The organism is Halomonas aestuarii, from assembly GCF_001886615.1.
Taxonomy (GTDB): domain Bacteria; phylum Pseudomonadota; class Gammaproteobacteria; order Pseudomonadales; family Halomonadaceae; genus Halomonas; species Halomonas aestuarii.
The window spans coordinates 3,254,051-3,279,299 of the sequence record NZ_CP018139.1; the positions used below are offsets into that span (position 1 = coordinate 3,254,051).

A 25,249-nucleotide genomic window follows, 5' to 3' on the forward strand; every position below is an offset into this window, starting at 1 on the left:
TCGCCATGCCGGAGTCAAAACCCCGGTATGGCGGGGTTTGGCAAGGAAGGTTGCTTGACAGGTCTTTCACCGCATTGCTATAAACTATCGCCATGCTGTGATCGCGTCAGCCAGCTGAAAGTCTCGCCGATTAGAGCCAATTTACGAAATAGTCAAGGGGTGAAGTGTGAACAAATCCGAGCTGATCGAAGCCATTGCCGCGTCTGCCGACATTCCCAAGGCAGCGGCTTCCCGCGCACTGGATGCCATGGTCGACACCGTGTCCGACAGCCTCAAGAAGGGTGACAGCGTCTCCCTGGTGGGTTTTGGTACCTTCACCGTCAAGGAGCGTGCCGCTCGCACTGGCCGTAACCCGCAGACCGGCCAGCCGATCGAGATCAGCGCTGCCAAGGTGCCGAGCTTCAAGGCCGGCAAGGCGCTCAAGGACTCCGTCAACTGAGGCAACGGCGCCTGCCGACCCACTGACGGTTGTTTCCCTAACAGGCGCATCGCCCCGGCGGTGCGCCTGTTCTTGTTTCGGCCATCAACACCATCCCTGGCATCGCGAGACGCCCGGGGATGCGTATAATGTGCGCGACCCGACTCACTTCATCCGCAGAGGCCTGCATGCTGCAAAGTATACGTGACCGCTCCAGGAGCTGGGGCGCCAAGATCATCATCGGCGCCGTGGTCGTGACCATGGCGCTGTTCGGCGTGGAATCGCTGGTCGGGCTGCTGGGCAACAGTGGCGACGAGGTCGCCGAGGTCAACGGCGAGCCGATCACCCGCCAGCAGCTCGAGCTCGAGGTCCAGCGGGCCATCCGCAGCGGCCAGGTGCCACCGGACCAGGAGCGCGCCCTGCGCGCCGAGATGCTCGACATGCTGATCACCGAGCGCCTGCTGACCCAGTACGCCGAGGAGGGCGGCCTCTACGTCTCCGAGCAGCAGCTCGACCAGCTGATCGTCACCCTGCCGGAATTCCAGGACCAGGAAGGGCGCTTCGACCGTGACCTGTTCCGCAATCGCCTGGCCAGCGCCGGCTTCACGCCGCTGTCGTTCCGCCAGCAGCTCAGCGTCGACCTGAAGCGCCAGCAGGTCCAGCAGGGCCTGGCCGTCAGCGGCTTCACCCTGGAGGAGGAGCGCGAGCGCCTCGCCGCCCTGCAGCGCCAGACCCGCAGCTTCCGCTACCATGCCCTGGTGGCGGACGACCTGGCGTCAGCGCCCGAGGTCGTTCAGCAGGACCTCGAGGCCTATTATGCCGACCACGAGGCCGATTACCGTCGCCCCGAGCAGGTGAAGCTGAACTACGTGGTGCTCGACCGCGAGCAGATGGCCGATGAGGCCGAGGTGAGCGAGGACGCGCTGCGCGAGGCCTGGCAGGCCGGGGCGGCCGAGGCCGATCGGCGCGTGTCGCACATCATGGTGACCTATGGCGACAGTCAAGGGGGGGACGAGCGCAGCCGCGAGGAGGCCCGGGCAGGCCTCGAGCAGGTCCAGGCGCGCCTCGCCGAGGGCGAGGATTTCGCCGCGCTCGCGGCCGAGGTCTCCGACGACGGCTCCACCAGCGACGCCGGAGGCGACCTGGGCGTCATCTCCCGCGGCTTCTTCGGCGAGGACTTTGAGAACGCCGCCTTCTCCCTCGGCGAGGGCGAGGTCTCCGACATCGTCGAGACCGACAACGGCCTGCACTTGATCAAGGTGACCGAGCTCGACCGTCCCTCCTTCGAGGAGAGCCGTGACCAGCTGCGTCGCGAGCTGGCGCTCGAGCAGGTCGACGACGCCTTCAACGAGCGCGCCCAGCGACTGATTGACGACAGCTTTGCCGCCGACGACCTGCAGAGCGTGGCCGACGACCTGGGCCTGACCCTCCAACAGAGCGACTGGGTCGGCCGCAACGTCAGCGATGGCGTGCTCTCCGAGCCCGGCGTGATGGATCAGGCCTTCAGCGGCGACGTGCTGGAAGAGGGCTACAACAGCGAGGTGATCGAGCTCGACGAGGACCGCCGCCTGGTGCTGCGCGTGGCCGAGCATCGCGAGCCCACCACGCTGCCGCTGGCGGAAGTGCGCGACGAGGTCGAGGCCGCCGTGCGCCAGGCGAAGACGCGCGAGGCGCTGGTCGAGCTGGCGGCACGGCGGGTCGAGAGCCTGCGCGCTGGCGAGCCCCTGGAGATCGACTGGCAGCAGGCCAAGTCGGTCAGCCGCCAGGGCGGCAGCTCCCTGCCGGAGGCGCTGGTCCAGGCGGCCTTCCGCCTGCCGCATCCCGAGGGCGACGTGCCGGTCTACGGGCATGCCGTGGACGGCGAGCGCGTGGTGCTGATCGCCCTGGAGCAGGTCCAGGACGGCGTGCCGAACGCGCAGGTGGAATCCTTCGTCGCCAACATGGCCGAGCGGTTGCGGGCCCAGGCGGCCATCCAGGGACTTCTGGACACCCTGCGTGACGAGGCCGCGATCGACCGGCTCTGACCGCGCCCGTTACCGCGTTCCACGCGCCAGACGCCCCCTGCCGGTGAAGACCGGCAGGGGGCGTCTTCTTGTCTGGACCACTGCTTGTCTGGACCATGGCTGCGGCTCGGACGGCGTCGCATGATATCGTGTGATCCCCTCTACAGGCCCGCCTGGAGTCCGCCATGCCCGAGCCCCTCTCCGCCATTCCCGTTCATGTGGTTACCGGCTTCCTCGGCAGCGGCAAGAGCTCGCTGATCCGTCGCCTGATCGAGCAGAAGCCCGCCGACGAGCGCTGGGCCGTGGTGATCAACGAGTTCGGTCGGGTCGGGATCGACCAGGCGATGTTCGACGCGCGCGACGACCTGATGGTGAAGGGATTGCCCGGGGGCTGCCTCTGCTGTCAGCTGGCCGTGGTGCTGCAGGCCTCGCTGGTGACCCTGCTGCATCGCCATCGACCGGACCGGCTGTTCATCGAGCCCTCGGGCCTCGGCCATCCGGCCGGGCTGATCGAGGTGCTGCGCGGCGAGGGCCTCGCCGAGGCGCTGGCGGTGCAGGAGGTGATCGCGCTACTCGACCCGCGGCGGCTGGAGGATTCCCGGGCCATGGCCCACGAGACCTTCCGCGACCAGCTGGTCATGGCCGACGGGGTGGCCCTGACCATGACCGACCTGGCCACGCCCGGCCAGGTCCAGGCGGCAAGGGAGTGGCTCGGCAGCTTCTGGCCCCCGAAACGCTGGATCCGCGAGGCGCCCCATGGGGACCTGCCGCTCTCGCTGCTGCGGGAGGGTCGTGCCCACGCCGAGGGCGCCGAGGAGGTCACCTCGCCGGCGCATCGGGCCGCCCGGGAGGGCGCGCCAGGCCGGGAGGGCCTCCCTTCGCCGGGGGGCGAGCCCGCGCCCGGCAGGCCGCGGCGGGAGGAGGGCGCCTCGCTGGGGTATGCGACCCTGGGCTGGCGCTGGCACCCGGCCGATCGCTTCGACCTGGATCGCCTCACGGCGCTGCTGGGAGGGCTGCCTGGGGAGGTGCGGGTGAAGGGCGTGCTGCACTCGGCCGACGGCTGGTCACTCTACAACCGGGCCCAGGGCGCGATCAGCCTATCCGCCACGGCCTGGCGGCGGGACTCGCGACTGGAGCTGATCGCCCCCGCCGGCCGCCTGCCGGACGCCAAGGCGCTGGAGGCGACCCTGGAGGCCTGTCGCCTGGCGCACTAGCCGGTCACGATCGGATGGCGCCTTGGGCCTTCGGGGTCAGAGGGGAAACGCGCGTAGTTCGGGGGCTCCCGTCGCCTCGACGACGATCTCCCAGCCCTGGTCGGGCTGCCAGTCGCCCAGGACCAGGCGCCTGGCCGGGGCGCCCTCGATCTCGAGGTCATGGACCGCCGGGCGGTGGGTGTGGCCGTGGATCAGGGTCGTGACATTATGTTCCTGCAGCGCCTTGACCACCTCCTCGGGCGTGACGTCCATGATGTCCTCGGCCTTGTTGGAGTTGGCCTCCCCGGACTGCTCGCGCAGTTGCCTGGCCAGGTCGATCCGCTCGGTGATCGGCATGCTGAGGATCTGCGCCTGCCACTGCGGGTCCCGGGCCTGTCGGCGGAAGGCCATGTAGGCCTCGTCCCGGGTGCACAGGCTGTCGCCATGCATCAGCAGCACCGGCCTGTCGCCCAGGGTCACCACGCTGGGGTCCGGCAGCAGCCGGGCTCCGGCGGCCTCGGCGAAGCGCTCCCCCAGCAGGAAGTCGCGGTTGCCGTGCATCAGGTGGATGGCGGTACCTGCCTCGGCGAGGGTCCTCAGGGCGGCGGCGACGCGAGCCGCCAGGGCGGCATGGCCCGTGGGGTCCCGGTCGACCAGGTCAAGCAGGTCGTCGCCGATCCACGCCTCGAAGAAGTCCCCGAGGATGTAGAGGTCGTCACAGCCCCGGGCGCGGGTGTCGAGCCACGCAAGGAAGCCCTCGGTGATCGCCGGGGCGCCGGGGTGCAGGTGCAGGTCGGATATCAGCAGGGTGGTCATGTTCGGCCCCGTTGGAGGAGGAAACACGTCAGCGGGTGAACGCACCCGCGGGTGAAACGCATCACGCCCGCCGGGTCCTGGTGACTCCCGGCGGGCGTGCGATCGTACTTGGCGAGGATCAGGCCCCGTCCTCGTCCTTCACGTAGGCCTTCTGGATGACCACGTCCTCGGCGGGCACGTCGGCGTGCATGCCGCGACGGGTGGTGGGGACCTCCTTGATCTTCTCGACCACCTCCATGCCGTCGACCACCTCGCCGAACACGCAGTAGCCCCAGCCCTGGAGGTTCTTGCCGCTGTGGTTGAGGAAGTCGTTGTCGGCGACGTTGATGAAGAACTGGGCGGTGGCCGAGTGCGGGTCCTGGGTGCGCGCCATGGCCAGGGTGCCCCGGGTGTTCGCCAGGCCGTTGTCGGCCTCGTTCTCGATCGGCTCGCGGGTCGGCTTCTGGTTGAAGTCGCTGTCGAAGCCGCCCCCCTGGACCATGAACCCCGGGATCACCCGGTGGAAGAGGGTGCCGTCGTAGAAGCCATCGCGCACGTACTGCTCGAAGTTGGCGGCGGTCTTCGGGGCCTTGTCGTGGTTCAGGGCGATGGTGATATCGCCGAAGTTGGTCTGCAGTACGATCATCGATCCATTCCTTTGCGCTGTGAGGAGGGCAATGGGGGATGCGCCTTGGCGCTGCCCATGGGCGTGGCGCTATAATAGCCGTTTTGCCTCGATGCGCGAAGGCGAGGGCGTGTCCTCCACGCCGACTCGTGTCGCGCACCGAGCCAGGCCCGCGATTCAACCAGAGGTTGCCCCACCGACATGACCACCGACACCACCAGCGCGCCGAACTTCATCCGCAACCAGATCCGCGAGGAGATCGAGGCCGGGCGGACCGGGAAGATCGTGACCCGCTTCCCGCCGGAGCCCAACGGCTTCCTGCACATCGGCCACGCCAAGTCGATCTGTCTGAACTTCGGGCTTGCCGAGCACTTCGGTGGCGACTGTCATCTGCGCTTCGACGACACCAACCCGGCCAAGGAGGAGCAGGCCTACATCGACGCCATCAAGGCCGACGTGAGCTGGCTGGGCTTCGAGTGGGCCGGCCCCGTGCGCTTCGCCTCGGACTATTTCGACCAGCTCTACGCCTGGGCGCAGCACCTGGTGCGCGAGGGCAAGGCCTATGTCGACGACCTCTCGCCGGACGAGATCCGCGAGTACCGGGGCACCCTGACCGAGCCGGGCACGCCGAGCCCCTACCGCGAGCGCGGCGTGGACGAGAACCTCGACCTGCTCGATCGCATGCGCGTCGGCGAGTTCGCCGAGGGCGAGAAGGTACTGCGGGCGAAGATCGACATGGCCTCGCCCAACATCAACCTGCGCGACCCGATCCTCTATCGCATCCGCCACGCCAGCCACCACCAGACCGGCGACAAGTGGAAGATCTACCCCTCCTACGATTTCACCCACGGGCAGTCGGATGCCCTGGAGGGGGTGACCCACTCCATCTGCACCCTGGAGTTCGAGGACCATCGCCCGCTCTACGAGTGGTTCCTGGACAACTTGCCGGTGCCGGTGACGCCTCGCCAGATCGAGTTCGCCCGGCTCAACCTGAACTACACCCTGACCTCCAAGCGCAAGCTCAAGCTGCTGGTGGACAACGGCATCGTCGACGGCTGGGACGACCCGCGCCTGCCGACCATCTCCGGGATGCGCCGGCGCGGCTACACGCCGGCCTCGATCCGCAAGTTCTGCGACATGATCGGCGTGACCCGGGCCGACGGCGGCCTGGTGGACATCGCCATGCTCTATCACGCCATCCGCTCGGACCTCGAGGACAACGCCCCGCGCGCCATGGCCGTGCTCAAGCCCCTCAAGGTGGTGCTGACCAACGTGCCCGAGGATCACGAGGAGGTCTACGAGGTGGCCGGCCACCCGGCCCGCGAGGACATGGCGGTGCGCCGCGTGCCCTTCACCCGGGAGCTCTACATCGATGCCGACGACTTCATGGAGGAGCCGCCCAAGAAGTTCTTCCGGCTGGCGCCGGGTAAGGAGGTGCGACTTCGCAACAGCTACGTGATCCGCTGCGACGAGGTGATCAAGGGCGCCGACGGCGAGATCACGGAGCTGCGCTGCTCCGTGGACTTCGACACCCTCGGCAGGAATCCGGAAGGCCGCAAGGTGAAGGGCGTGATCCACTGGGTCAGCGCCGTGCACGGCGTGCCCATGGAGGTGCGCCTTTACGACAACCTCTTCCAGGTCGAGCAGCCCGACAGGGACAAGGACGCCGACTTCCTCGACCACCTCAATCCCGAGTCGCTGGTGACCGTGCAGGCCATCGGCGAGCCGAGCCTGGCCGAGGCCACCCCCGAGAGCCGCTTCCAGTTCGAGCGGGTGGGCTACTTCTGCGCCGACCGCCACGCCTGTGTCGACGGGGCCCTGGTGTTCAACCGCACGGTGGGGCTCAAGGACACCTGGGCCAAGGTCAAGAAGCAGGAAGCCCAGAAGGCAGCGCAAGACGGCAAGAAGGGGTGAACATGAGCGCCGAGATGCAGATCTACAACACGCTGACGCGCCGCAAGGAGCCCTTCACGCCACTGGAGGACGGCAGGGTGCGCATGTACGTCTGCGGCATGACCGTCTACGACTACTGCCACCTGGGTCATGCCCGGGTGATGGTGGCCTTCGATGTCATCACCCGCTACCTGCGCGCGCGGGGCTTCGAGGTGACCTACGTGCGCAACGTCACCGACATCGACGACAAGATCCTCAAGCGGGCCGACGAGAACGGCGAGAGCATCGCCTCGCTCACCGAGCGCATGATCGAGGCCATGCACGAGGACGAGGCGCGCCTGGGCGTGCTGCCGCCGGACCAGGAGCCCCGTGCCACGCGGCATATCGGCGAGATCATCGCCATGATCGAGACGCTGATCGACCGGGGCTTCGCCTACGCGGCGGACAACGGCGACGTCTACTACCGGGTGCGCCGCTTCGAGCGCTACGGGGCGCTGAGCAACCGGGATCCGGACGAGATGCGCTCCGGGGCCCGCATCGAGGTGGACGAGCACAAGGAGGACCCGCTGGACTTCGTGCTCTGGAAGGCCGCCAAGCCCGGCGAGGCGAGCTGGTCCTCCCCCTGGGGCGAGGGGCGGCCCGGCTGGCACATCGAGTGCTCGGCCATGTCCACCTGCTGCCTGGGCGATACCTTCGACATCCACGGCGGCGGGCCGGACCTGATGTTCCCCCACCACGAGAACGAGATCGCCCAGAGCGAGGCCGCGACCGGCCACCGCTACGTCAATACCTGGATGCACGCCGGGGCGGTGCGCGTGAACCAGGAGAAGATGTCCAAGTCGCTGGGCAACTTCTTCACCATCCGCGACGTGCTCGAGCACCATGATCCGGAGGTGGTGCGCTACCTGCTGGTGGCCAGCCACTACCGCAGCCCGATCAACTACGCGCCCGAGTCGCTGGCCGACGCCCGCAAGTCGCTGGAGCGTTTCTACCATGCTCTCGAAGGGGTTGCGCTGGACGGCATGGCGCCCGACGACATCGATCCTGGCCGGCTGGGCGGCCCTCATTCGGCGCGCTTCACCGCCGCGATGGACGACGACTTCAACACCCCGGAGGCCCTCTCGGTGCTCTTCGACCTGGCCCGGGAACTCAACCGGGCCCGGAAGGAGGCGCCCGACCAGGCACCGGCGCTGGCCGCCGAGCTCAAGCGGCTCGGTGGCGTGCTGGGGCTGCTGCAGCAGGAGCCCGCGGCCTTCCTCAAGGGCGGGGCCGAGGCGCTGCCGATCGGCGAGGCCGAGATCGAGGGGAAGATCGTCGAGCGTGCCGAGGCCAAGAAGGCCAGGGACTTCGCCCGGGCCGACGCCATCCGGGACGAGCTCGCCGCCCTGGGGATCATCCTCAAGGACGCCCGGGAGGGCACCACCTGGGTCTTCGAGAAGCCCGGCGACTGACGCCGGACACATCCCCGGCCGCCGTGTCGCGCGCCCGCTTCCTGCCAGGCAGGGAGCGGGCGCGCCTCGTTGGGGACCGGGGATCGCGGATCGGAAGGATCAGGGAAGCGGCGAGGGCGGCAGGGGGATCTGGTGCGGCCAGTCGTCGGGGACCAGGAAGAGGCGCCGTTCGCCGGCCTCGGGGTGGTAAAGCGCGAGCTGGACCGGAGAGGCGGTGACCCGGAAGTGGGCCGCCAGTCGCCTGTCAAGCGTCGACAGGCGCTCCAGCGTCTCGGGGTGGGGCAGGGCGAGCCAGTGGGGCTTGTGCAGCCAGGCGCCACATGTGCCCTCAGGCAGGTCCGCCTGGAAGGCTCGCCAGTCTCGCCTGAACAGCCACTGTCCCCGGAGGGAGCGGACCGTCGCTTCCCGGGGCGAGGGCAGGTCGGTGTGCCAGGGAAAGAAGAGCACGCCGGGCATGGCCATGCGCACCGCGATGTCGGTCGCCTGAGCCGACAGGCCGGCTGGCCAGTGGCGGGACATCAGTCGGTGCAGGGCCTCCCGCGCCTCCGCCGTCTCGGCCAGCCTCAGCTGGTGATGGAACAGGCGCTCCCGCTTGGCGGAGAGGCTGTCGGCACCCCCGGGGCCGATCCAGCGGGCCTGGCTGTCCGGCATCCCCGGCCCCTCGGCCAGTCCCAGGTAGTACTTGATCGCCACCTCCAGGTGCACCGGGCGCGGGTCGTCCAGCCGGCAGTAGAGCAGGTCCAGCTCGCCCAGCGTGCGCTTGCCCTGGTGGATGCGCAGGTTGTGGGCCAGCAGTCGGGTGGCGGGCGCCTCGTCGAGCAGGAACTGCCAGAGCCGCTCATGGTAGAGCCCCATGCGTCCGCGCAGGGTGGGCGCGAGATGGGCCTCGAGGTACCCCGGCGAGCGCTCCCGTTCCCCCAGCCAGGCGACCAGCCGGTCGTCGTCGTCCAGGCCGAGCTCCCGGCGGGAAGGGCGCGTCGCCCCGGGCATCTCGATGAGGTCGGGGGCCAGCAGGATCCACGCCAGGTCGCGGACCAGCGGGTGGCGGTAGTGATCGAGGAGTCTGCGTGCGGGCTGGGGCATGGCGATGTTCCGGCGTTGACGATCCTGTCTGACAGTGAAACTGTACAGGCCTTATACTCAGCATACCTTCACAAGGAACCGGGTGAACATGATGATCCGTACGCTGACTTCCAGCCCTCTGTCTCGCTGCGCGGCGCTGGCCGCCGGTACCCTTCTCGCCCTCTCCACGGTCCAGGCCCAGGAGCCGGTGGTGGTCTCCTCCAAGATCGATACCGAAGGCTCGGTGCTGGGCCAGCTCATCGTGCAGCGCCTCGAGGCCGGCGGCATCGCGACCGAGGATCGCCTTCAGCTGGGCGGTACCAGCATCGTGCGCGAGGCGCTGCTGGCCGGCGAGATCGACCTCTACCCCGAGTACACCGGCAACGGCGCGTTCTTCTTCGACATGACCGACAGTCCGGTCTGGAACGATGCCGACAAGGCCTACGAGGCCGTGCGGGAGCGTGATCGTGAGCAGAATGGCCTGGTCTGGCTGACGCCGGCCGAGGCCAACAACACCTGGGCGATCAGCGTGCGCGGCGAGCTCGCTCGCGAGCACGGCCTCGAGAGCCTCGAGGACCTGGCGAGCTACCTCGACGACGGCGGCGAGTTCAAGCTGGCGGCGAGCGCCGAGTTCGTGGAGTCCCCCCAGGCGCTGCCGGCCTTCCAGTCGGCCTACGGGTTCACCCTCTCCGAGGATGAGCTGCTGGTCCTCTCCGGGGGCAACACGGCGGCGACCATGCGCGCCGCCGCCCAGCAGACCAGCGGGGTCAACGCGGCCATGACCTACGGCACCGACGGCGGCCTGCAGGCCCTGGACCTGGTGGTCATGGACGACACCCTGGGCGTCCAGCCGGTCTATCAGCCGGCCCCGGTGGTCCGCGAGGCGGTCCTGGACGAGCATCCCGAGATCGCGACGCTGCTCGAGCCGGTGTTCCAGGCCCTGGACAAGGAGACCCTCCAGCGCCTGAACGGCGACGTGGCGGTGAACGGTCGCGATCCGGCCGCCGTGGCGGCCGAGTTCCTCGATACCCTGGACGACTGAGGCGACCTTGCCCGCCGATGACCCTCGTCACAACGCCGTCCTGCTGAGCCTGTCGCTGGTCGGCCTGCTGGTCTGGCTGGGTTTCGATGCGGTGAGTGTGGCGCCCAACCGCATCGTCCCGGGCACGGCCCATGGCGTGGCCGATGTGCTGGGCTGGGCGGGCGCCCTGGCGTCGGGCCTGCCGCTGCTGGCGCTGGCGGCGCTGGCCTGGCGGCCGACGCCAGGGAGGTTGCGCCTTGCACTCGGGCTGGTGGTGCTGGTGCTCACCGGCTTGCCGCTCTGGCTCTCCCTGGCGGCGCACCGCCTGGTCGACCCGGGGGCGACCGGGGCGCGCCTCGGCCTCGGGGCCGGGATCTGGTGGCTGCTGTTCCTGTTGCTGATGATGCTGGTGGAGCTGCGCAGCCGGCTGGCGGTCTCGCGGCTGGCCGGCTGGGCGCTGCTGGTCCCGCCCCTGGCCGTGCTCGGATTCTGCCTGTCGCGCTGGCTGGCGCCCCTGGCGCTGTGGCAGGAGTACCGAGGCCGCCAGGACCAGTTCCTGGGGGCCATCCTCGAGCACCTGCTGCTGGTGGGCGTGGCGGTGGGCGTGAGCCTTGTGATCGGGGTGGCCGCGGCCCTGGCCATGCGCCGCTGGCCCGCCGCCCGGCAGGTCGGGTTCGGTGTACTCAACTTCCTGCAGACCATTCCCAGTATCGCGCTCTTCGGCCTGCTGCTGGCCCCGCTTGCCTGGCTGTCCGCCCACGTCGACTGGCTGTCGGCGCTGGGCGTCAGCGGGATCGGCTGGGCGCCGGCCCTGCTGGCGCTGGTGGGCTACAGCCTGCTGCCCATGGTGCGCAACACCTTCGTCGCCCTGGAGGTGGTGGATACCGGCGTGATCGACGCCGCCCGGGGCATGGGCATGAGCCGGGGCCAGGTGTTCCGTCAGGTCCGCTTGCCGCTGGCGCTGCCGGTGATCCTCGAGGGCATCCGCATCACCACGGTGCAGGCCATTGGCCTCACCGCCGTGGCGGCACTGATCGGCGCCGGCGGCCTCGGCACCTTCATCTTCCAGGGACTCGGGCAGGCCGCCATGGACCTGGTGCTGCTCGGGGCCCTGCCGATCCTGCTCATGGCGCTCGCGGCCGACGCGCTGCTCGCCGCGCTGACCGAGCGACTGCGCCCCGGAGGCACCGAATGATCGATCTGATCCATGTCACGCGGCGGTTCGGCGAGACCGTGGCGGTGGATGACATCTCGCTCAACGTGGCGCGCGGGTCGCTCTGCGTGCTGGTGGGCACCTCGGGCTGTGGAAAGTCCACCACCCTGCGCATGATCAACCGGCTGATCGAGCACAGCGAGGGCGAGATCCATATCGACGGCCAGCAGATCCGCGATTTCCGCGAGGAGACCCTGCGTCGTCGGATGGGGTACGCCATCCAGAGCACCGGGCTCTTTCCCCACTGGACCGTGGCCCGCAACATCGGCCTGGTGCCGCGCCTTCTCAAGTGGCCGGCCGAGCGTGTCCAGGCGCGGGTCGAGGAGCTGATGGGCCTGCTGGGACTCTCCATGGAGGAGTTCGCCGGCAAGTATCCGCGGCAGCTCTCCGGCGGCCAGGCCCAGCGCGTCGGCGTGGCCCGGGCGCTGGCGGCGGACCCCGATATCCTGCTGATGGACGAGCCCTTCGGCGCCCTGGATCCCCTGACTCGGGAGACCCTCCAGGAGGAGCTGCGGGCGCTGCAGTCGCGGCTGCACAAGACCATCGTCTTCGTCACCCACGACATGGACGAGGCCCTGAGGCTGGCCGACCACCTGGTGGTGATGCATCAGGGGCGCATCGTCCAGCAGGGCGCGCCCCTGGAGCTCTTGCGCGAGCCGGCCGACGCCTTCGTCGAGTCGCTGCTGGGCGGCGAGGACCGGGGGCTCAAGGAGGCGGCGCTGCTGCCGGTCAGTCAGCGGATGCTGCCACTGGGGCCGCGGCTGCTGGCGCGAGAGCGGATCGGCCAGCACGCCAGCCTGCGCGAGGCGCTGTCGATGATGCTGTGGCGTCATGCCGAGCGGCTCACCGTCGTGGACGACGCCGACCTGCCAGTGGGCGAGCTTTCCCTGCGTCGCCTGGTGGGAGCGCGCAGCGATGACTGAGTGGCGCCGCTGGGTCGCGCCGCTGGGCTGGCTCGCGCTGCTGCTGGCGGCGTGTCTGGGCATGGCGCAGCTGGAAGGGGCCTTCCGCTGGATCGAACCCGACAGCCGCCAGGTGATCTATGACCGGGCCGCCTTCCTGACCCTGCTCGGGCGGCACCTCACCGTGGTGGGCGTGGCCGCCGTGCTCGCCATCCTGGTGGGAGTCGGGGCCGCCGTCGCCGTCACCCGCGAGCGGGGGCGCGACTTCCTGCCGCTGGTCAGCCAGCTGGCCTCCATGGGACAGACCTTCCCGCCGGTGGCGGTGCTGGCGCTGGCCGTGCCGGTGCTGGGTTTCGGGACCCTGCCGATCATCGTGGCGCTGCTGCTCTACGGGCTGCTGCCCATCGTGCGCAATACCCTGGCGGGCATCCTCGGCATCGATCCCGCCGTGCGCGAGGCGGCCCGCGGCATGGGCATGAGCGGCGCCCAGATCCTGCGCCAGGTGGACCTGCCCCTGGCCGCCCCGGTGATCCTCGCGGGGATCCGCACCTCGGTGACCATCAACATCGCCACGGCGGCCATCGGCGCCACCGTGGGGGCGAGCAACCTCGGCGATCCCATCATCTCCGGCATCGTCAACGGCAATACGGCCTATGTCGTCCAGGGCGCCCTGCTGATCGGGCTGCTGGCAATCAGCGTGGACAGCCTCTTCGCGCGTCTGACGCCGACGTCGGCACGCTGATGACCGATCGGCTTTCGGGGCTACCCAATGTCGTCAGTTTACGTTAACGTCAATCCTGTTGCGTTGACCGCGGCCGGGGTGACCCTCTGGCGGAGCGGCCTATTAAGGACAACACTGCCCTCAAAAGGGGCACAGGATCACGACGATGACAACAACACCGGATATCCACGCGCCGACGTTCCTGGCCGGCGACGAGTTCAGCATTCCCACCTTCCGCCTGCTGAAGCAGGACGGCAGCCTCCATGAGGGCGCCACGGCGCCGGAGCTCGAGCAGGACAAGGCCCTGGCCATCTATCGCGCCATGGTCGCCACCCGCGTGCTCGACGAGCGCATGCTGGCCGCCCAGCGTCAGGGCCGTCTCTCCTTCTACATGCAGTGTACCGGCGAGGAGGCCGCGGTGGTCGGCGCCACAGCGGCCCTCGACGACGCCGACATGATCATGGCCCAGTACCGCGAGCAGGGGGCCCTGGTCTATCGCGGCTTCACCTTCGACGAGTTCATGAACCAGCTGTTCGGCAACGAGCTGGACTACGGCAAGGGGCGCCAGATGCCGATCCACTATGGGTCGCGCAAGCTCCACTACATGACCATCTCCTCGCCGCTGGCGACCCAGATCCCCCAGGCCACCGGCTATGCCTATGGCCAGAAGCTCGCCGGCGACGGCCTGTGCACCACCGTCTTCTTCGGCGAGGGGGCCGCCTCGGAGGGCGACTTCCACGCCGCCCTGAACATGGCCGCGGTGCACGAGGTGCCGGTCATCTTCTTCTGTCGCAACAACGGCTACGCCATCTCGACCCCCTCCATCGAGCAGTTCGCCGCCGACGGCGTGGCCCCCCGGGCCTTCGGCTACCGCATGCACGTGATCCGGGTCGACGGCAACGACATCCTGGCGGTCTACTCGGCCACCCGGGAGGCGCGGCGCATCGCCGTGGAGCACAACCAGCCGGTGCTGATCGAGGCCATGAGCTACCGCCTGGCCGCCCACTCCTCCTCGGACGACCCCTCCGGCTATCGCTCGAAGAAGGAGGAGGAGGCCTGGCGCGACAAGGATCCCATCCTGCGCATGCAGCGCTGGCTCATCGACCTGGGCTGGTGGAGCGAGGAGGAGGAGAAGGCCCTCCAGGAGAGCCTGCGCCGGGAGGTGCTGGAGACCATGAAGCGGGCCGAGAAGCGTCCGCCGCCGCCCCTGGACAGCCTGGTGACCGATGTCTACGCCGATGTGACCCCCGAGCTGCAGCGTCAGCTCGACTCCCTGAAACGCCACATTCGCCAGTACCCGGAGGCCTACCCGAAGGGAGCGAGCTCCCTGGACCCGGACGTGCGTGCCGGGGACGACGTCGCGGCCAAGGGAGAGGACTGAGATGCCGACCATGAACATGCTGCAGGCCATCAACAACGCCCTGGACATCGCCATGGGCGAGGACGACAAGGTGCTCTGCTTCGGTGAGGACGTGGGCAGCTTCGGCGGCGTCTTCCGGGCCACCAGCCACCTCCAGGAGAAGTATGGCCGGGCCCGCTGCTTCAACACGCCGCTGGTGGAGCAGGGGATCATCGGCTTCGCCAACGGCCTGGCCGCCCAGGGCTCGGTGCCGGTGGCGGAGATCCAGTTCGCCGACTACATCTTTCCGGCCTTCGACCAGATCGTCAACGAGACCGCCAAGTACCGCTACCGGTCCGGCGACCTCTTCAACGTCGGCGGGCTGACCATCCGCACGCCCTATGGCGGCGGCATCGCCGGCGGCCACTACCACTCCCAGTCGCCGGAGGCCTACTTCGCGCATACGCCCGGCCTGAAGATCGTGGTGCCCCGCGACCCCTACCAGGCCAAGGGCCTGCTGCTGGCGTCCATCCGCGACCCCGACCCGGTGATCTTCTTCGAGCCCAAGCGCCTCTATCGGGCCGCCGTCGGCGAGGTGCCGGAGGAGGACTACCAGCTGCCCATCGGCGAGGCCGAGGTGACCAAGGAGGGCACCGACGTGACCCTGGTGGGCTGGGGAGCCCAGATGGAGGTGATCGACCGCGCCGTGGAGCTGGCCGAGAAGGACGGCATCTCCTGCGAGGTGATCGACCTGCGCACCCTGCTGCCCTGGGACCAGGACAGCGTGGCCGAGTCGGTGTTCAAGACCGGCCGGCTGGTCATCACCCACGAGGCACCGCGCACCGGGGGCTTCGCCGGCGAGATCGCCGCGGCCATCCAGGAACGCTGCTTCCTGTACCTGGAATCGCCCATCGCCCGGGTGACCGGCCTGGATACGCCCTTCCCGCTGACGTTGGAGAAGGAGTACCTGCCGGATCACCTGAAGATCGTCGAGGCCATCCGCGCCAGCGTGAATTTCTGACGCCCCGGGGTCAGGACAGGAGAGACAAGATGACAGAGTTCAAGCTGCCCGATATCGGCGAAGGTATCGTGGAGTGCGAGGTGGTGGAATGGCGTATCGCGGAGGGCGACGCCATCGAGGAGGACCAGCCGGTGGTCGAGGTGATGACCGACAAGGCGCTGGTCGAGATCACCGCCCCCGAGGCGGGCCGGGTGACGAGGCTCTTCGTGCCGAAGGGCGAGATCGCCCGGGTCCATGCCCCGCTGTTTGCCTACGAGGCCGAGGACGATGCGGCGAGCGTGACGGCCCCGGACGCGGCGACGTCGCCGGAACCGGCGCCCGCATCCGACAGCGGCGGCGATGCCTCCCCACGCCGGGCGCCGGCCGGCGGCGCCGGCGTCAAGGACTTCATCCTGCCCGACATCGGCGAGGGCATCGTCGAGTGCGAGGTGGTGGAGTGGCGCATCGCCGAGGGTGACGAGATCGAGGAGGACCAGCCGGTCGTGGACGTGATGACCGACAAGGCGCTGGTCGAGATCACCGCCCCGGAGGCCGGCCGCGTCACGACCCTCCACGTGGCCAAGGGCAAGATCGCCCGGGTCCATGCCCCGCTCTTCGCCTATGCGCCGGAGGGCGCCGGGCACGAGCACGAGCCGGGCGAGCCCGCCGCCGCCTCGGCCGAGCCGACCGCGCGTCCGACGTCGGCCGCGGCGCCCGAGTCGACCGCCCCCGCGCGCGAGACGCCCCGCGAGTCGAGCGGGCAGGGCCCCCACGGGAGGATTCCGGCGAGTCCGGCCGTGCGTCGCCTGCTGCGCGAGCACGGGCTGCGCCTCGAGCAGGTGCCGGGTTCCGGCAAGCAGGGCCGGGTGCTGAAGGAGGACATCCAGGCCTTCCTGGCCCGCGGCGAGGCGGCCGGTGCAGAAGCGTCACCTGCCGAGCCTTCCCCCGCCGAGCAGACCCAGTCGCCCTCGCGGTCGAGCGCCCAGGGCGAGGTGCGGGTGGAGCCGATGCGCGGCATCCGGGCGGCCATGGCCCGCAAGATGGTGGCCTCGGCCTCCACGATCCCGCACTTCCAGTATGGCGAGGAGCTCGACGTCACCGAGCTGCTGGCGCTGCGCGAGCGCCTGAAGCCCGAGGCCCAGGCCTTTGAGGCGCGCCTGACGCTGATGCCCTTCTTCATGAAGGCCATGGCGCTGGCGATCCGCGACTTCCCGGTCCTCAACAGCCGGCTCAACGAGGCGGGGGACGAGATCCACTATCTGCCGTCGTGCAACATCGGCATGGCCGTGGATGGCAAGGCCGGCCTGATGGTGCCCAACGTCAAGGGCGTCGAGCGGCTGAGCCTGCTGGAGATCGCCGTCGAGATCCAGCGCCTGACCCATGATGCCCGGGAGGGGCGGGTGGCCGCTGCGGACCTGCAGGGCGGCACCATCAGCATCTCCAACATCGGGGCGCTGGGCGGCACCTACGCCGCGCCGATCATCAATGCCCCGGAGGTTGCCATTGTCGCCATCGGCAAGACCCAGTGGCTGCCGCGCTTCGATGACCAGGATCAGGTGGTGAAGCGGGCGATCATGACCGTCACCTGGGCGGGCGATCACCGCCTCATCGACGGCGGCACCATCGCCCGCTTCTGCAATGCCTGGAAGGGCTATCTTGAGGCGCCGGAGACGATGCTCCTTCACCTTGGATAAGCCATGAGCGCGCCCCCATGACCCAGGCGTCCCTGCAGCAGTTCTACATCCCGGAAGAGCAGTCGATCTACCTGCTCAGCCACGACGACGCCCGCAAGCTGAAGGCCTGGGTGTCGCTGTGTCAGGCCCAGTTGGAGCAGCTGGGCTACCGGAACATCGAGCTGATCGGCAAGGGCGCCTATGGGTTCGTGTTTGCCGGGTTCACCGGCCTCGGCGAGGAGTACGTCTTCAAGTTCACCCGCGTCAACCTGCCCCAACACCTGCAGGACCGCCTCGAGGAGGAGGCCTTCATGCTGGAGCAGGTCGACCATCCACGGGTGCCGAAGCTCATCGTCTTCCAGCGGGTCCGCAGCCAGTCGATCCTGGTGATGCAGCGGGCGCCGGGCTTCAACCTGGAGGAGGTGTCGCTCCACGAGGGGCGCCTGTCGCCGCGCCTGGTGGTGCGCATCGCCGATCAGCTGGCCGACATCCTGCGTACCCTGCGCCGGGAGAGCGGGCCGGCCGGCAAGCCGGTGGTGCATGGCGATATCAAGCCCTCCAACCTGGTCTTCGATGAAGCCCATGAGACCATCGCCCTGATCGACTGGGGCTCCTCGGTGTTCGCCCAGCTCGATGCCAACCAGCAGTTCGTGGCGACCAGCGTCATGGAGCTGATGTCGGACAACCTCCAGCAGACCAATGCCCGCCTGGGCGACGTCTACTTCATCGGCGAGGATCAGCTCAACGGTGCCCTGTCCTCGCCGCGCTTCGACGAGCAGGGGGCGGCCGCCACCCTCTATGCGCTGGCCTCGGCCCAGTCCTGCCGCTTCGGCCACCGGGCCATCCCCGCCACCTCCCTGGGACTGCCCATGGAATTCTCGAGGATGCTCGACGGCATGCTCGACCCCGACCCGCGTATCCGCCTGCGGGCCGGCGATCACTTCATACGCGAGATGCCGAGGCTCGGTCGCCTGGTGATGCTCGACCTGCCCACCCCCGAGGAGGCGCCGCTGGTGCCGGTCTGGAGCCGGCCGGTCGGGCGGGAGATCGACACCGTCGTCTACAGCTCGCGGAAGGCCTTCCTGCGTGAGGAGGACGGTCGCGAGACCCTCAACGACGTCAACGACGTCCAGCTCGATCGCTACTACAAGAACTTCATGCAGAACATGGGCGAAACCGAGAAGGCCTTCCTGGCCTCGGTCAGCCGGCTGGGCAAGTATCCGGTCGTCGGCGGGCTGGCGGTGCGCTGGGAGGCCGAGGGGGTGTACATCGACACCTCGCTCAACCTCCACGACCCCGGTCGCCGGGAGGCCTTCATCGCCGCGGTCAACAACATGGTGACCCTGGCCCGGGCGATCCATCGCCGAGGCATCTTCAAGAGCTGCCTGTTCAATGCCCGCGACACCCTCCACCTGGATCGGGAGAGCGTCGAGCGGCCCTTCGAGGTCACCCCCGGCATGCGGCTGCACTACGAGGTCAGCGCGGTGCCTGAGTTGGAGGACCGCTCGCGTCTGCACAGCTACTTCGAGGATGGCCCGGACCCCGAGGAGTTCCTGGTGCTGCCGGAGGCGATCATCACCTCCCTGGAGGCCCTCAACGAGATCCACCACACCGGCATGATCATCTTCGAGGCGTTGCCCGAGCACCTGAAGATCCACAGCCACTACCGGCTGCTGGACCCTTCCCGGGAAGCGGAGTTTCGCCGCCGGCTCGTGGACATCCTGGACGCGGTGGGGCTCATCGAGGGGCTCGGGGTCTCGGGCTTCATGAAGATGCCCTACAAGGACACCCGCTTCTTCGCCCATATCGAACGCCAGCCCGAGCGCTTCTACCCCCGTGACCCGCGGGCGGCGCTGCGCAATGGCTAGCGCCGTGGCGTGGGCCAGGGACCAAGGGCAGGGCAGGGCATCCGGACCTGTCGTGCCCGGGCCCGATGCGATAGCCTGTGGCAATCCCCCGACCCGATGGGCCCACGCCGAGGCTATCGCCATGAACCTCCCTGCCATGTCAGCCGATGCTGCTCGCCGTCAGCCCCTCGGGCGCCCCGGCCGTCGTGTGGCCACCCCCTCGGTCTCGCCGCGTCCATGCTGAGCGTCCTGCTGGCCAAGCTGATCGCCACCGCGCTGGTGGTTGTCGGGGTGTCGATCTCGGTGGGCAAGCTGGGTCCGCGCCTGGGCGGCATCCTGGCCGGCACGCCCATCGTGCTGGGCCCCGGCTACTTCTTCATGCTGCAGGAACGGCCTGCCGACTTCATCGAGGTGGCGGCACTCTCCACCCTGCATGCGCTGGTGGCCACGCTGCTGTTCAGCCTCTGCTTCGTGGCCACCGCCCAGCGCATGGGGGCGTTGGCCAGCCTGGGGCTGGCCACGCTGTGCTGGATTCCCGCGGCGCTGCTGTTCACGCTGCTGCCGGGCGGTGTCTGGCTGGCGCTGCTGCTCTATGCCGGCGTGCTGCTGGTGGCGGAGGTCGCCAAGCGGGCCCTCAGGCTGAACCAGCCCGTGATCACGGCGACCTCGGGATGGCTCGACCTGGTGCTGCGAGGCCTGCTGGCGGGTGTGCTGGTGAGCGTCGCGACTACCCTGGCCGCCCGCTCCGGCCCGCTGCTCTCGGGGATGCTGGTGGGCTTTCCGGTCGGTCTGTTCACCATCGGCTGGACCCTGCATCAGCGCTACGGACACGACGTGGCACGTGCCACCGTGGGGGCCGCCCAGCAGGGCATGCTGAGCCTGGTGGCCTTTGCCCTCGTCACCGCGCTCCTGGCGAGCGTCACGCCGCCAATGGTCACCTTCCTGCTGTCGCTCGCGGCCTCGATTGGCGTGAGTGCAATGCTATTCCTGCACAGTCAGCGGCGAGTGCGCAGGACCCTGGCGAGGTGCGCGCACGCCGAGCCTACCCTGCGCGAGCCATAGCCCCTGCACGGGGGCCAGCTCGCGGCCGTCTGCCCGGCAAGCGCGAGGCCGGGACAGGGTCCGTTGCCCTCTTGCCACCGGCTCACGCCACGCCGCTCGAACGCCCCTCGTGCCAATGACCGTAATGCCAGTGACCCTCGTGCCAATGACCCTAGCGCCAACCCTCAACAGGAGGCAGACCCCATGTCCGACCGTCCCGACGCGGGCAGCCACGATGCCGCGACGCGCTCCCCCCAGCAGGAGACCCTCGTCGACTCCCGTTCCGGCGGAGAGAATGCTCGCCGCATCCTGCGCCGCGACCCCAACCCCCACCTGTTCCGTCCGGTGCAGTTCCGATCGGTCAAGGCGCGCAATCGCATCATGCTGTCGCCAATGTGCCAGTACTCCGGCCATGACGGGCTCTCCAATGACTGGCACTTCGTGCACCTGGGGGCGCGAGCCACCGGCGGCGCCGGCTGGGTATTCACCGAGGCGGTACACGTCGAGCCTAGGGGCAGGATCACGCCCCACTGTCTGGGATTGTGGAACAATGAGCAGCGTGACCGGCTCGCGCGCATCGCGGCGTTCGTCGAGCAGCAGGGTGCGGTGCCGGGCATCCAGCTCGGGCATGCGGGCCGCAAGGCCTCCGTGGGGCGCCCCTGGGAGGGCTCGCACCCCCTGCGTCCGGAGCAGGGGGGCTGGGATGACCTGGTCTCGGCGTCCGCGCTGCCCTATGCCAGGGGCTGGCAGGTGCCCGCCGCCATGACCCCGTCCCAGATCGATGCCTCGCTGGAGAGTCTCAAGGCGAGCACCCGGCGGGCCCGGGAAGCTGGGTTCAAGGCCCTGGAACTGCATGGTGCCCATGGCTACCTGATTCACCAGTTCCTGTCGCCCCTGAGCAACCGGCGTGAGGATGCCTATGGCGGCTCGTTCGAACACCGCATTCGCTTCCTGCTCGAATCGATCGGGGTGGTGCGGGAGGAGTGGCCCGACGAGCTGCCGCTGTTTCTGCGGCTCTCCTGCACCGACTGGGTGGAGGGCGGCTGGACACTCGACGATAGCGTGCACCTCGCGGCGCGGCTGCGCCAGCAGGGACAGGTCGATCTGATCGACTGCTCCTCCGGTGGTAACGACCCACGCCAGCAGATACCGATCCACCCCGGGTACCAGATCCCGCTCGCCCAGAGGGTGCGTCAGGAGTCCGGCATGGCCACCGGCGCGGTGGGCCTGATCCACAGCCCGGACCTCGCCGAGGCGGTGATTGCCAATGGCCAGGCCGACCTGGTGGTGCTGGGGCGTGCGCTGCTGGCCGATCCGGCGTGGCCGCTGCGCGCCGCCGCCATGCTCAAGGCAGAGAATGTCGCATGGCCGCCACAGTATGAACGGTCGAACATCTTCTGAGCGTTACAGTGAGGCGGCGGAGCGTGCGGCCTGGTCGTAGAGCCCTGACATGGCCCGCAGCATGCCGGCCAGCCGGCTCATCTCCTCGTGCTCGATACCCATGGAGGCCAGCGAGTCGACCAGGCAGGCCTCGCGGATCTCGGCATAGCGCCCGCAGCATTCGCGGCCGAGCTCGGTGGTGCGAAAGAAGGTCTCCTTGCCTTGCTTCTCGCCCATCACCAGCTTGAGCCGTGCCAGCTTCTTCAGCGCATAGGTCACCGTATGGGTGTCCTCCACGTTGAGCACCAGGCAGATGTCGGCCTGGCGCTTGGCCCGTTCCCGGTGGTTGACGCTGTGCAGGACCAGCACATCGAGGCTGCCGAGCTCCGGATAGCCGCTGGCCGTGATGCAGCGCACCATCCAGCGCTCGAAGGCATGGCTGGCGATGATCAGCCCGAACTCGAACTCCGAGAGCTCATGGCCGCTGCGGGACAGGTGCTCGGACGAGACGATGGGCCCGCGGGGTGTCCGTACGTGGGTCACGGGGTGCTCCTTGCTCGATCAATTGCCCATGGCCTGGGGCAGGTAGGTGACGATCTGTGGAAAGAGGGTGATCAGGACGACACCCAGCAGCATCAGGCCGAAGAAGGGCAGCGCGGCCCTGGCGATATGCAGGATGTTTCGCCCGGTCATGCCCTGCAGCACGAAGAGATTGAAGCCTACCGGCGGGGTGATCTGCGACATCTCCACCACGATCACCAGAAAGATGCCGAACCAGATCAGGTCGATGCCGGCGGCCTCCACCATCGGCAGCATGATCGAGGTGGTCAGCACCACCACCGAGATGCCGTCCAGGAAGCAGCCCAGCAGGATGAAGAAGACCGTCAGCACGGCCAGCAGCATGAAGGGCGACAGGCCCAGGGTGCCGATCCAGGCGGCGAGTTCCCGCGGCAGTCCGGTGAAGCCCATGGCGGCGGTGAGGAAGGAGGCGCCGGCGAGGATGAAGGCGATCATGGTCGAGGTCCTGACCGCACCCATGAGCGCCTCCATGAAGATGCCGCGGCTCATGGCGCCCTGCAGTTTCGCCAGCAGCAGCGAGAGCACCACCCCCACGGCGGCGGCCTCGGTGGGAGAGGCTATGCCGGCATAGATGGAGCCGATAACCCCGACGATCAGTCCCACTAGCGGAAGCAGACGTCGGGACGCCCGCAGCTTTCCCGTGAAGCTGATCGGAGCATCGGCCGGCGGCACCTTGTCGGGATAGCGCCAGGACCACAGCATCAGATAGCCGATGAACAGGGTGATCAGCAACACGCCCGGCAGTACGCCGGCCATGAACAGCCGCGCGATGGACTGTTCGGTGGCCACCGCATAGACGATCAGGATGATCGAGGGGGGAATCAGCAGGCCCAGCGTGGCGGAGCCCGCCAGGGTGCCGATTACCAGCGTCTCGTCATAACCGCGTCGGGTCAGTTCGGGGATCGACATCTTGCCCATGGTGGCGCAGGTGGCCGCGGAGGAGCCGGAAACGGCGGCGAACAGGCCGCAGCCCACCACGTTGGTGTGCAGCAGCCGCCCCGGAATGCGCTGCATCCAGGGGGAGAGGCCGCTGAACATGTCCTCGGCGAGTCGCGAGCGGAACAGGATCTCGCCCATCCAGATGAACATCGGCAGGGCCGTCAGCTCCCAGCTGTGGCTGGCGCTCCAGATATCCGAGGCCATCACATCGCCGGTCGGGACGGAGCTGAACTGGCTGATGGCGATCCAGGCCAGTCCCATCAGCGAAAAGGCCACCCAGACGCCGCTGCCGAGCAGCAGCAGCAGGGCGACCAGCAATACGGTCATCATCACGAGCATGGGACATCTCCGTGCTTATTCGTGGTCGCCATCGTCGACCTGGAAGGTCGCGGGCCGTGTCAGGGCAGTGGCGAGGGTGGAGGCCCAGGCCTCGAGCAGCGCCAGGCAGAACAGGCCGGTCCCGGCCAGCATGGCGCTCTGGGGGATCCAGAGCGGGATCGGCACGAGCCCGTAGGAGGTCTCGTTGAAGGCGATCGTGTCGGCGAGCAGGCGATATTCGTAGAAGGCCAGATAACAGCAGAGCAGGAGGGCCAGGCTCAGGCACCACACCTCGATGAAGACCCGAACCCTGGCAGGCAGATGGCCGATCAGCAGGGTCACGCGAATGTGGCCGCCATGGACGAAGGTGTAGGCCAGCCCCAGGAAGCTGGCGCCCACCAGCAGGAAGCCTGAGATCTCGGCCAGGCCCGGGATGGTCAATCCGAGGCTGTTGATGCCCAACTGTTCGGCGGCCATGTCGGCCAGCCGACCGAGGATCTGGGCGGTGATCAGGGTGCAGATCAAGACCAGGCACAGGGCCGCACCATAGGCCCCGAGGTCATAGAGCGGGCGGAGTCGGAATCGCATGGGAGGTACCTAAGCGAGGGAGGGGGAGAGCGCCGGCGGGGCCGGCGCGTCTCGCTCGGGGAGTGGGGCGACGTCTTACTGGGCGTTGCGGTATTTCTCGAGAATCTCCTGGCCCTGCTCGCCGGCGCGACCGGCCCACTCCTCGGTCATCGTGCTGCCGATCTTCTCCAGTGCCTCGGCCAGTTCCGGGGTGGGCTCGCTGACCACGATGCCGTTCTCCTCGAGGGTCGCCAGAGCGTCCTGGGTCTCCTGGCGGCTGATGTCCCAACCGCGCTGCTCGGCTGCCTTGGCCGACTCCAGCACCGCCTGCTGGGACGTTTCATCCAGGCGCGAGAAGGCCTTCTCGCTGACGATCACCATGTTCTTGGGCAGCCACAGCTGGGCGTGGTTGAAGTGGCTCAGGAAGTCCCAGGCCTTGCTGTTGGCGCCTGTGGTCGGGGAGGTGACCATGGCATCGACGCGTCCGGTGCTGAAGGCGGTCGGGATGTCCGGGTTGTTGACCTGTGTCGGCACAGCGTTGGCGAGGCTCGCCAGGCGCTCGCTGGAGCTGTTGTAGACGCGCATCTTCGAATTGCGCAGGTCCTCGATGCTGGTGACTTCCTGCTGGGTGTAGATGCCCTGAGGCGGCCAGGGAACGGCGAACAGCAGGCGCAGTCCCTGCTTCTCGAGCTCCTCGCCGATGATCTCCCGGGAGGCCTCCCACAGGGTCCAGGCATCCTCGTAGTTGGCGGCCAGGTAGGGTACCGAATCGACCTCGAAGATCGCGTTCTCGTTGGCCAGTCGCGACATGATCAGCTCGCCGATGGGCACGATGCCGCGGCGGACCGAGTTCTTGATCTCGGCGTGGCCGATTAGCGACCCGTTGGAGTGCACGGTGATGTCCAGCTCGCCGTCGGTGGCCTCGCGCACGTCATCGGCGAATTCGCGGATGTTGACGGTATGGAAGGTCCGGTCGCCGTAGGGTGTCGGCATGTCCCACTCGGTGGCGGCCTGGGCGCTGCTGCCGAGGGTGGCTAGGCTGATACCGATGGCCAGGGCCGATGTCAGGGGGAGAAGGGCGGGAAGACGGGCAGTCATGGGGGATTCCTCACGTTTCGGTGTCTTGTTATCGGTCGGTTCGAGACGGCAGCGCGTCGCGCCGTGGTCCGGGCAACGAACCGCAGTGGATGATTCTAGCGGGTACCGAGGGGAGGGTCAGGCATCAGACTAATGTATAGTCAACGATGTATTATCGGTAAAACGTTGACA

General features: G+C 68.5%; 22 protein-coding genes. 15 read left to right on the forward strand and 7 right to left on the reverse strand.

Features of this window, described 5'->3' with window-relative positions; genetic code table 11:
- Positions 1 to 166: 166 nt before the first annotated feature.
- The 3 genes from BOX17_RS15160 to BOX17_RS15170 all read left to right on the forward strand — a co-directional run bounded on the left by BOX17_RS15160 (position 167) and on the right by BOX17_RS15170 (position 3,635).
- A complete protein-coding gene (locus BOX17_RS15160; protein ID WP_071945956.1) occupies positions 167 to 439 on the forward strand; it encodes an HU family DNA-binding protein in 273 nt (90 codons plus the stop codon).
- Between the two features lie 167 nt (positions 440 to 606).
- Positions 607 to 2,442: a SurA N-terminal domain-containing protein gene (locus tag BOX17_RS15165; RefSeq protein WP_071945958.1), complete on the forward strand. Its 1,836-nt coding sequence runs from the start codon at positions 607 to 609 to the stop codon at positions 2,440 to 2,442.
- Positions 2,443 to 2,606: 164 nt separating this feature from the next.
- Positions 2,607 to 3,635 (forward strand): CobW family GTP-binding protein, encoded by a 1,029-nt coding sequence (locus tag BOX17_RS15170; RefSeq protein ID WP_071945960.1) that lies wholly within the window; start codon positions 2,607 to 2,609, stop codon positions 3,633 to 3,635.
- 36 nt (positions 3,636 to 3,671) lie between these two features.
- On the opposite strand, the gene BOX17_RS15175 is transcribed toward BOX17_RS15170, so the two are convergent.
- Both BOX17_RS15175 and BOX17_RS15180 read right to left on the reverse strand, forming a co-directional pair.
- Entirely contained in the window at positions 3,672 to 4,430 is a 759-nt protein-coding gene (locus BOX17_RS15175) for a UDP-2,3-diacylglucosamine diphosphatase (protein ID WP_071945962.1), read from the reverse strand.
- 118 nt (positions 4,431 to 4,548) lie between these two features.
- Positions 4,549 to 5,055: a peptidylprolyl isomerase gene (locus tag BOX17_RS15180; protein WP_071945964.1), complete on the reverse strand. Its 507-nt coding sequence runs from the start codon at positions 5,053 to 5,055 to the stop codon at positions 4,549 to 4,551.
- Positions 5,056 to 5,235: 180 nt separating this feature from the next.
- On the opposite strand from BOX17_RS15180, the gene BOX17_RS15185 reads away from it, so the two are divergent.
- Both BOX17_RS15185 and cysS read left to right on the forward strand, forming a co-directional pair.
- Positions 5,236 to 6,948: a glutamine--tRNA ligase/YqeY domain fusion protein gene (locus BOX17_RS15185; protein ID WP_071945966.1), complete on the forward strand. Its 1,713-nt coding sequence runs from the start codon at positions 5,236 to 5,238 to the stop codon at positions 6,946 to 6,948.
- Between the two features lie 14 nt (positions 6,949 to 6,962).
- Positions 6,963 to 8,378 (forward strand): cysteine--tRNA ligase, encoded by a 1,416-nt coding sequence (cysS, locus tag BOX17_RS15190; RefSeq protein ID WP_208858135.1) that lies wholly within the window; start codon positions 6,963 to 6,965, stop codon positions 8,376 to 8,378.
- Positions 8,379 to 8,477: 99 nt separating this feature from the next.
- Here the strand turns inward: cysS and BOX17_RS15195 are convergent, their stop codons facing one another.
- Positions 8,478 to 9,461 (reverse strand): DUF1853 family protein, encoded by a 984-nt coding sequence (locus tag BOX17_RS15195; RefSeq protein WP_071945970.1) that lies wholly within the window; start codon positions 9,459 to 9,461, stop codon positions 8,478 to 8,480.
- A gap of 88 nt (positions 9,462 to 9,549) precedes the next feature.
- Between BOX17_RS15195 and osmF the strand changes: the two genes are divergently transcribed.
- The 10 genes from osmF (at position 9,550) to BOX17_RS15245 (ending at position 21,598) form a co-directional block, all read left to right on the forward strand.
- Complete coding sequence (gene osmF / locus BOX17_RS15200) at positions 9,550 to 10,482, forward strand: glycine betaine ABC transporter substrate-binding protein OsmF (RefSeq protein WP_071945972.1); 933 nt, start codon at positions 9,550 to 9,552, stop codon at positions 10,480 to 10,482.
- A 7-nt stretch (positions 10,483 to 10,489) separates the two neighbouring features.
- Positions 10,490 to 11,656 (forward strand): ABC transporter permease, encoded by a 1,167-nt coding sequence (locus tag BOX17_RS15205; protein WP_083582189.1) that lies wholly within the window; start codon positions 10,490 to 10,492, stop codon positions 11,654 to 11,656.
- The gene (locus BOX17_RS15210; protein WP_071945976.1) at positions 11,653 to 12,597 is read left to right on the forward strand and encodes an ABC transporter ATP-binding protein; all 945 of its coding nucleotides are present in this window, start codon (positions 11,653 to 11,655) and stop codon (positions 12,595 to 12,597) included. Before BOX17_RS15205 ends, BOX17_RS15210 begins: the two co-directional genes overlap by 4 nt.
- Positions 12,590 to 13,318, forward strand: coding sequence for an ABC transporter permease (locus BOX17_RS15215; protein WP_071945978.1), 729 nt, complete (start codon positions 12,590 to 12,592; stop codon positions 13,316 to 13,318). Before BOX17_RS15210 ends, BOX17_RS15215 begins: the two co-directional genes overlap by 8 nt.
- Before the next feature lie 145 nt (positions 13,319 to 13,463).
- Positions 13,464 to 14,678 (forward strand): thiamine pyrophosphate-dependent dehydrogenase E1 component subunit alpha, encoded by a 1,215-nt coding sequence (locus BOX17_RS15220; RefSeq protein WP_071945980.1) that lies wholly within the window; start codon positions 13,464 to 13,466, stop codon positions 14,676 to 14,678.
- A 1-nt stretch (position 14,679) separates the two neighbouring features.
- Entirely contained in the window at positions 14,680 to 15,657 is a 978-nt protein-coding gene (locus BOX17_RS15225; protein WP_071945983.1) for an alpha-ketoacid dehydrogenase subunit beta, read from the forward strand.
- 29 nt (positions 15,658 to 15,686) lie between these two features.
- A complete protein-coding gene (locus BOX17_RS15230; RefSeq protein WP_071945986.1) occupies positions 15,687 to 17,330 on the forward strand; it encodes a dihydrolipoyllysine-residue acetyltransferase in 1,644 nt (547 codons plus the stop codon).
- 17 nt (positions 17,331 to 17,347) lie between these two features.
- Complete coding sequence (locus tag BOX17_RS15235; protein ID WP_071945989.1) at positions 17,348 to 19,177, forward strand: protein kinase domain-containing protein; 1,830 nt, start codon at positions 17,348 to 17,350, stop codon at positions 19,175 to 19,177.
- Between the two features lie 216 nt (positions 19,178 to 19,393).
- Entirely contained in the window at positions 19,394 to 20,218 is an 825-nt protein-coding gene (locus BOX17_RS15240) for a hypothetical protein (RefSeq protein WP_071945992.1), read from the forward strand.
- A gap of 183 nt (positions 20,219 to 20,401) precedes the next feature.
- Positions 20,402 to 21,598 carry an NADH:flavin oxidoreductase/NADH oxidase gene (locus tag BOX17_RS15245; protein ID WP_083582190.1) on the forward strand — a complete coding sequence of 399 codons (1,197 nt, stop codon included), beginning with the start codon at positions 20,402 to 20,404 and terminating at the stop codon, positions 21,596 to 21,598.
- A 3-nt stretch (positions 21,599 to 21,601) separates the two neighbouring features.
- Here the strand turns inward: BOX17_RS15245 and BOX17_RS15250 are convergent, their stop codons facing one another.
- The 4 genes from BOX17_RS15250 to BOX17_RS15265 all read right to left on the reverse strand — a co-directional run bounded on the left by BOX17_RS15250 (position 21,602) and on the right by BOX17_RS15265 (position 25,078).
- On the reverse strand, positions 21,602 to 22,120 hold the full coding sequence (locus BOX17_RS15250) for a winged helix DNA-binding protein (protein WP_071945995.1): 519 nt from the start codon (positions 22,118 to 22,120) through the stop codon (positions 21,602 to 21,604).
- An 18-nt stretch (positions 22,121 to 22,138) separates the two neighbouring features.
- A complete protein-coding gene (locus BOX17_RS15255; RefSeq protein ID WP_071945998.1) occupies positions 22,139 to 23,434 on the reverse strand; it encodes a TRAP transporter large permease in 1,296 nt (431 codons plus the stop codon).
- 15 nt (positions 23,435 to 23,449) lie between these two features.
- The gene (locus BOX17_RS15260) at positions 23,450 to 24,001 is read right to left on the reverse strand and encodes a TRAP transporter small permease (protein WP_071946001.1); all 552 of its coding nucleotides are present in this window, start codon (positions 23,999 to 24,001) and stop codon (positions 23,450 to 23,452) included.
- Between the two features lie 75 nt (positions 24,002 to 24,076).
- Positions 24,077 to 25,078: a TRAP transporter substrate-binding protein gene (locus tag BOX17_RS15265; RefSeq protein WP_071946004.1), complete on the reverse strand. Its 1,002-nt coding sequence runs from the start codon at positions 25,076 to 25,078 to the stop codon at positions 24,077 to 24,079.
- Positions 25,079 to 25,249: the final 171 nt, after the last annotated feature.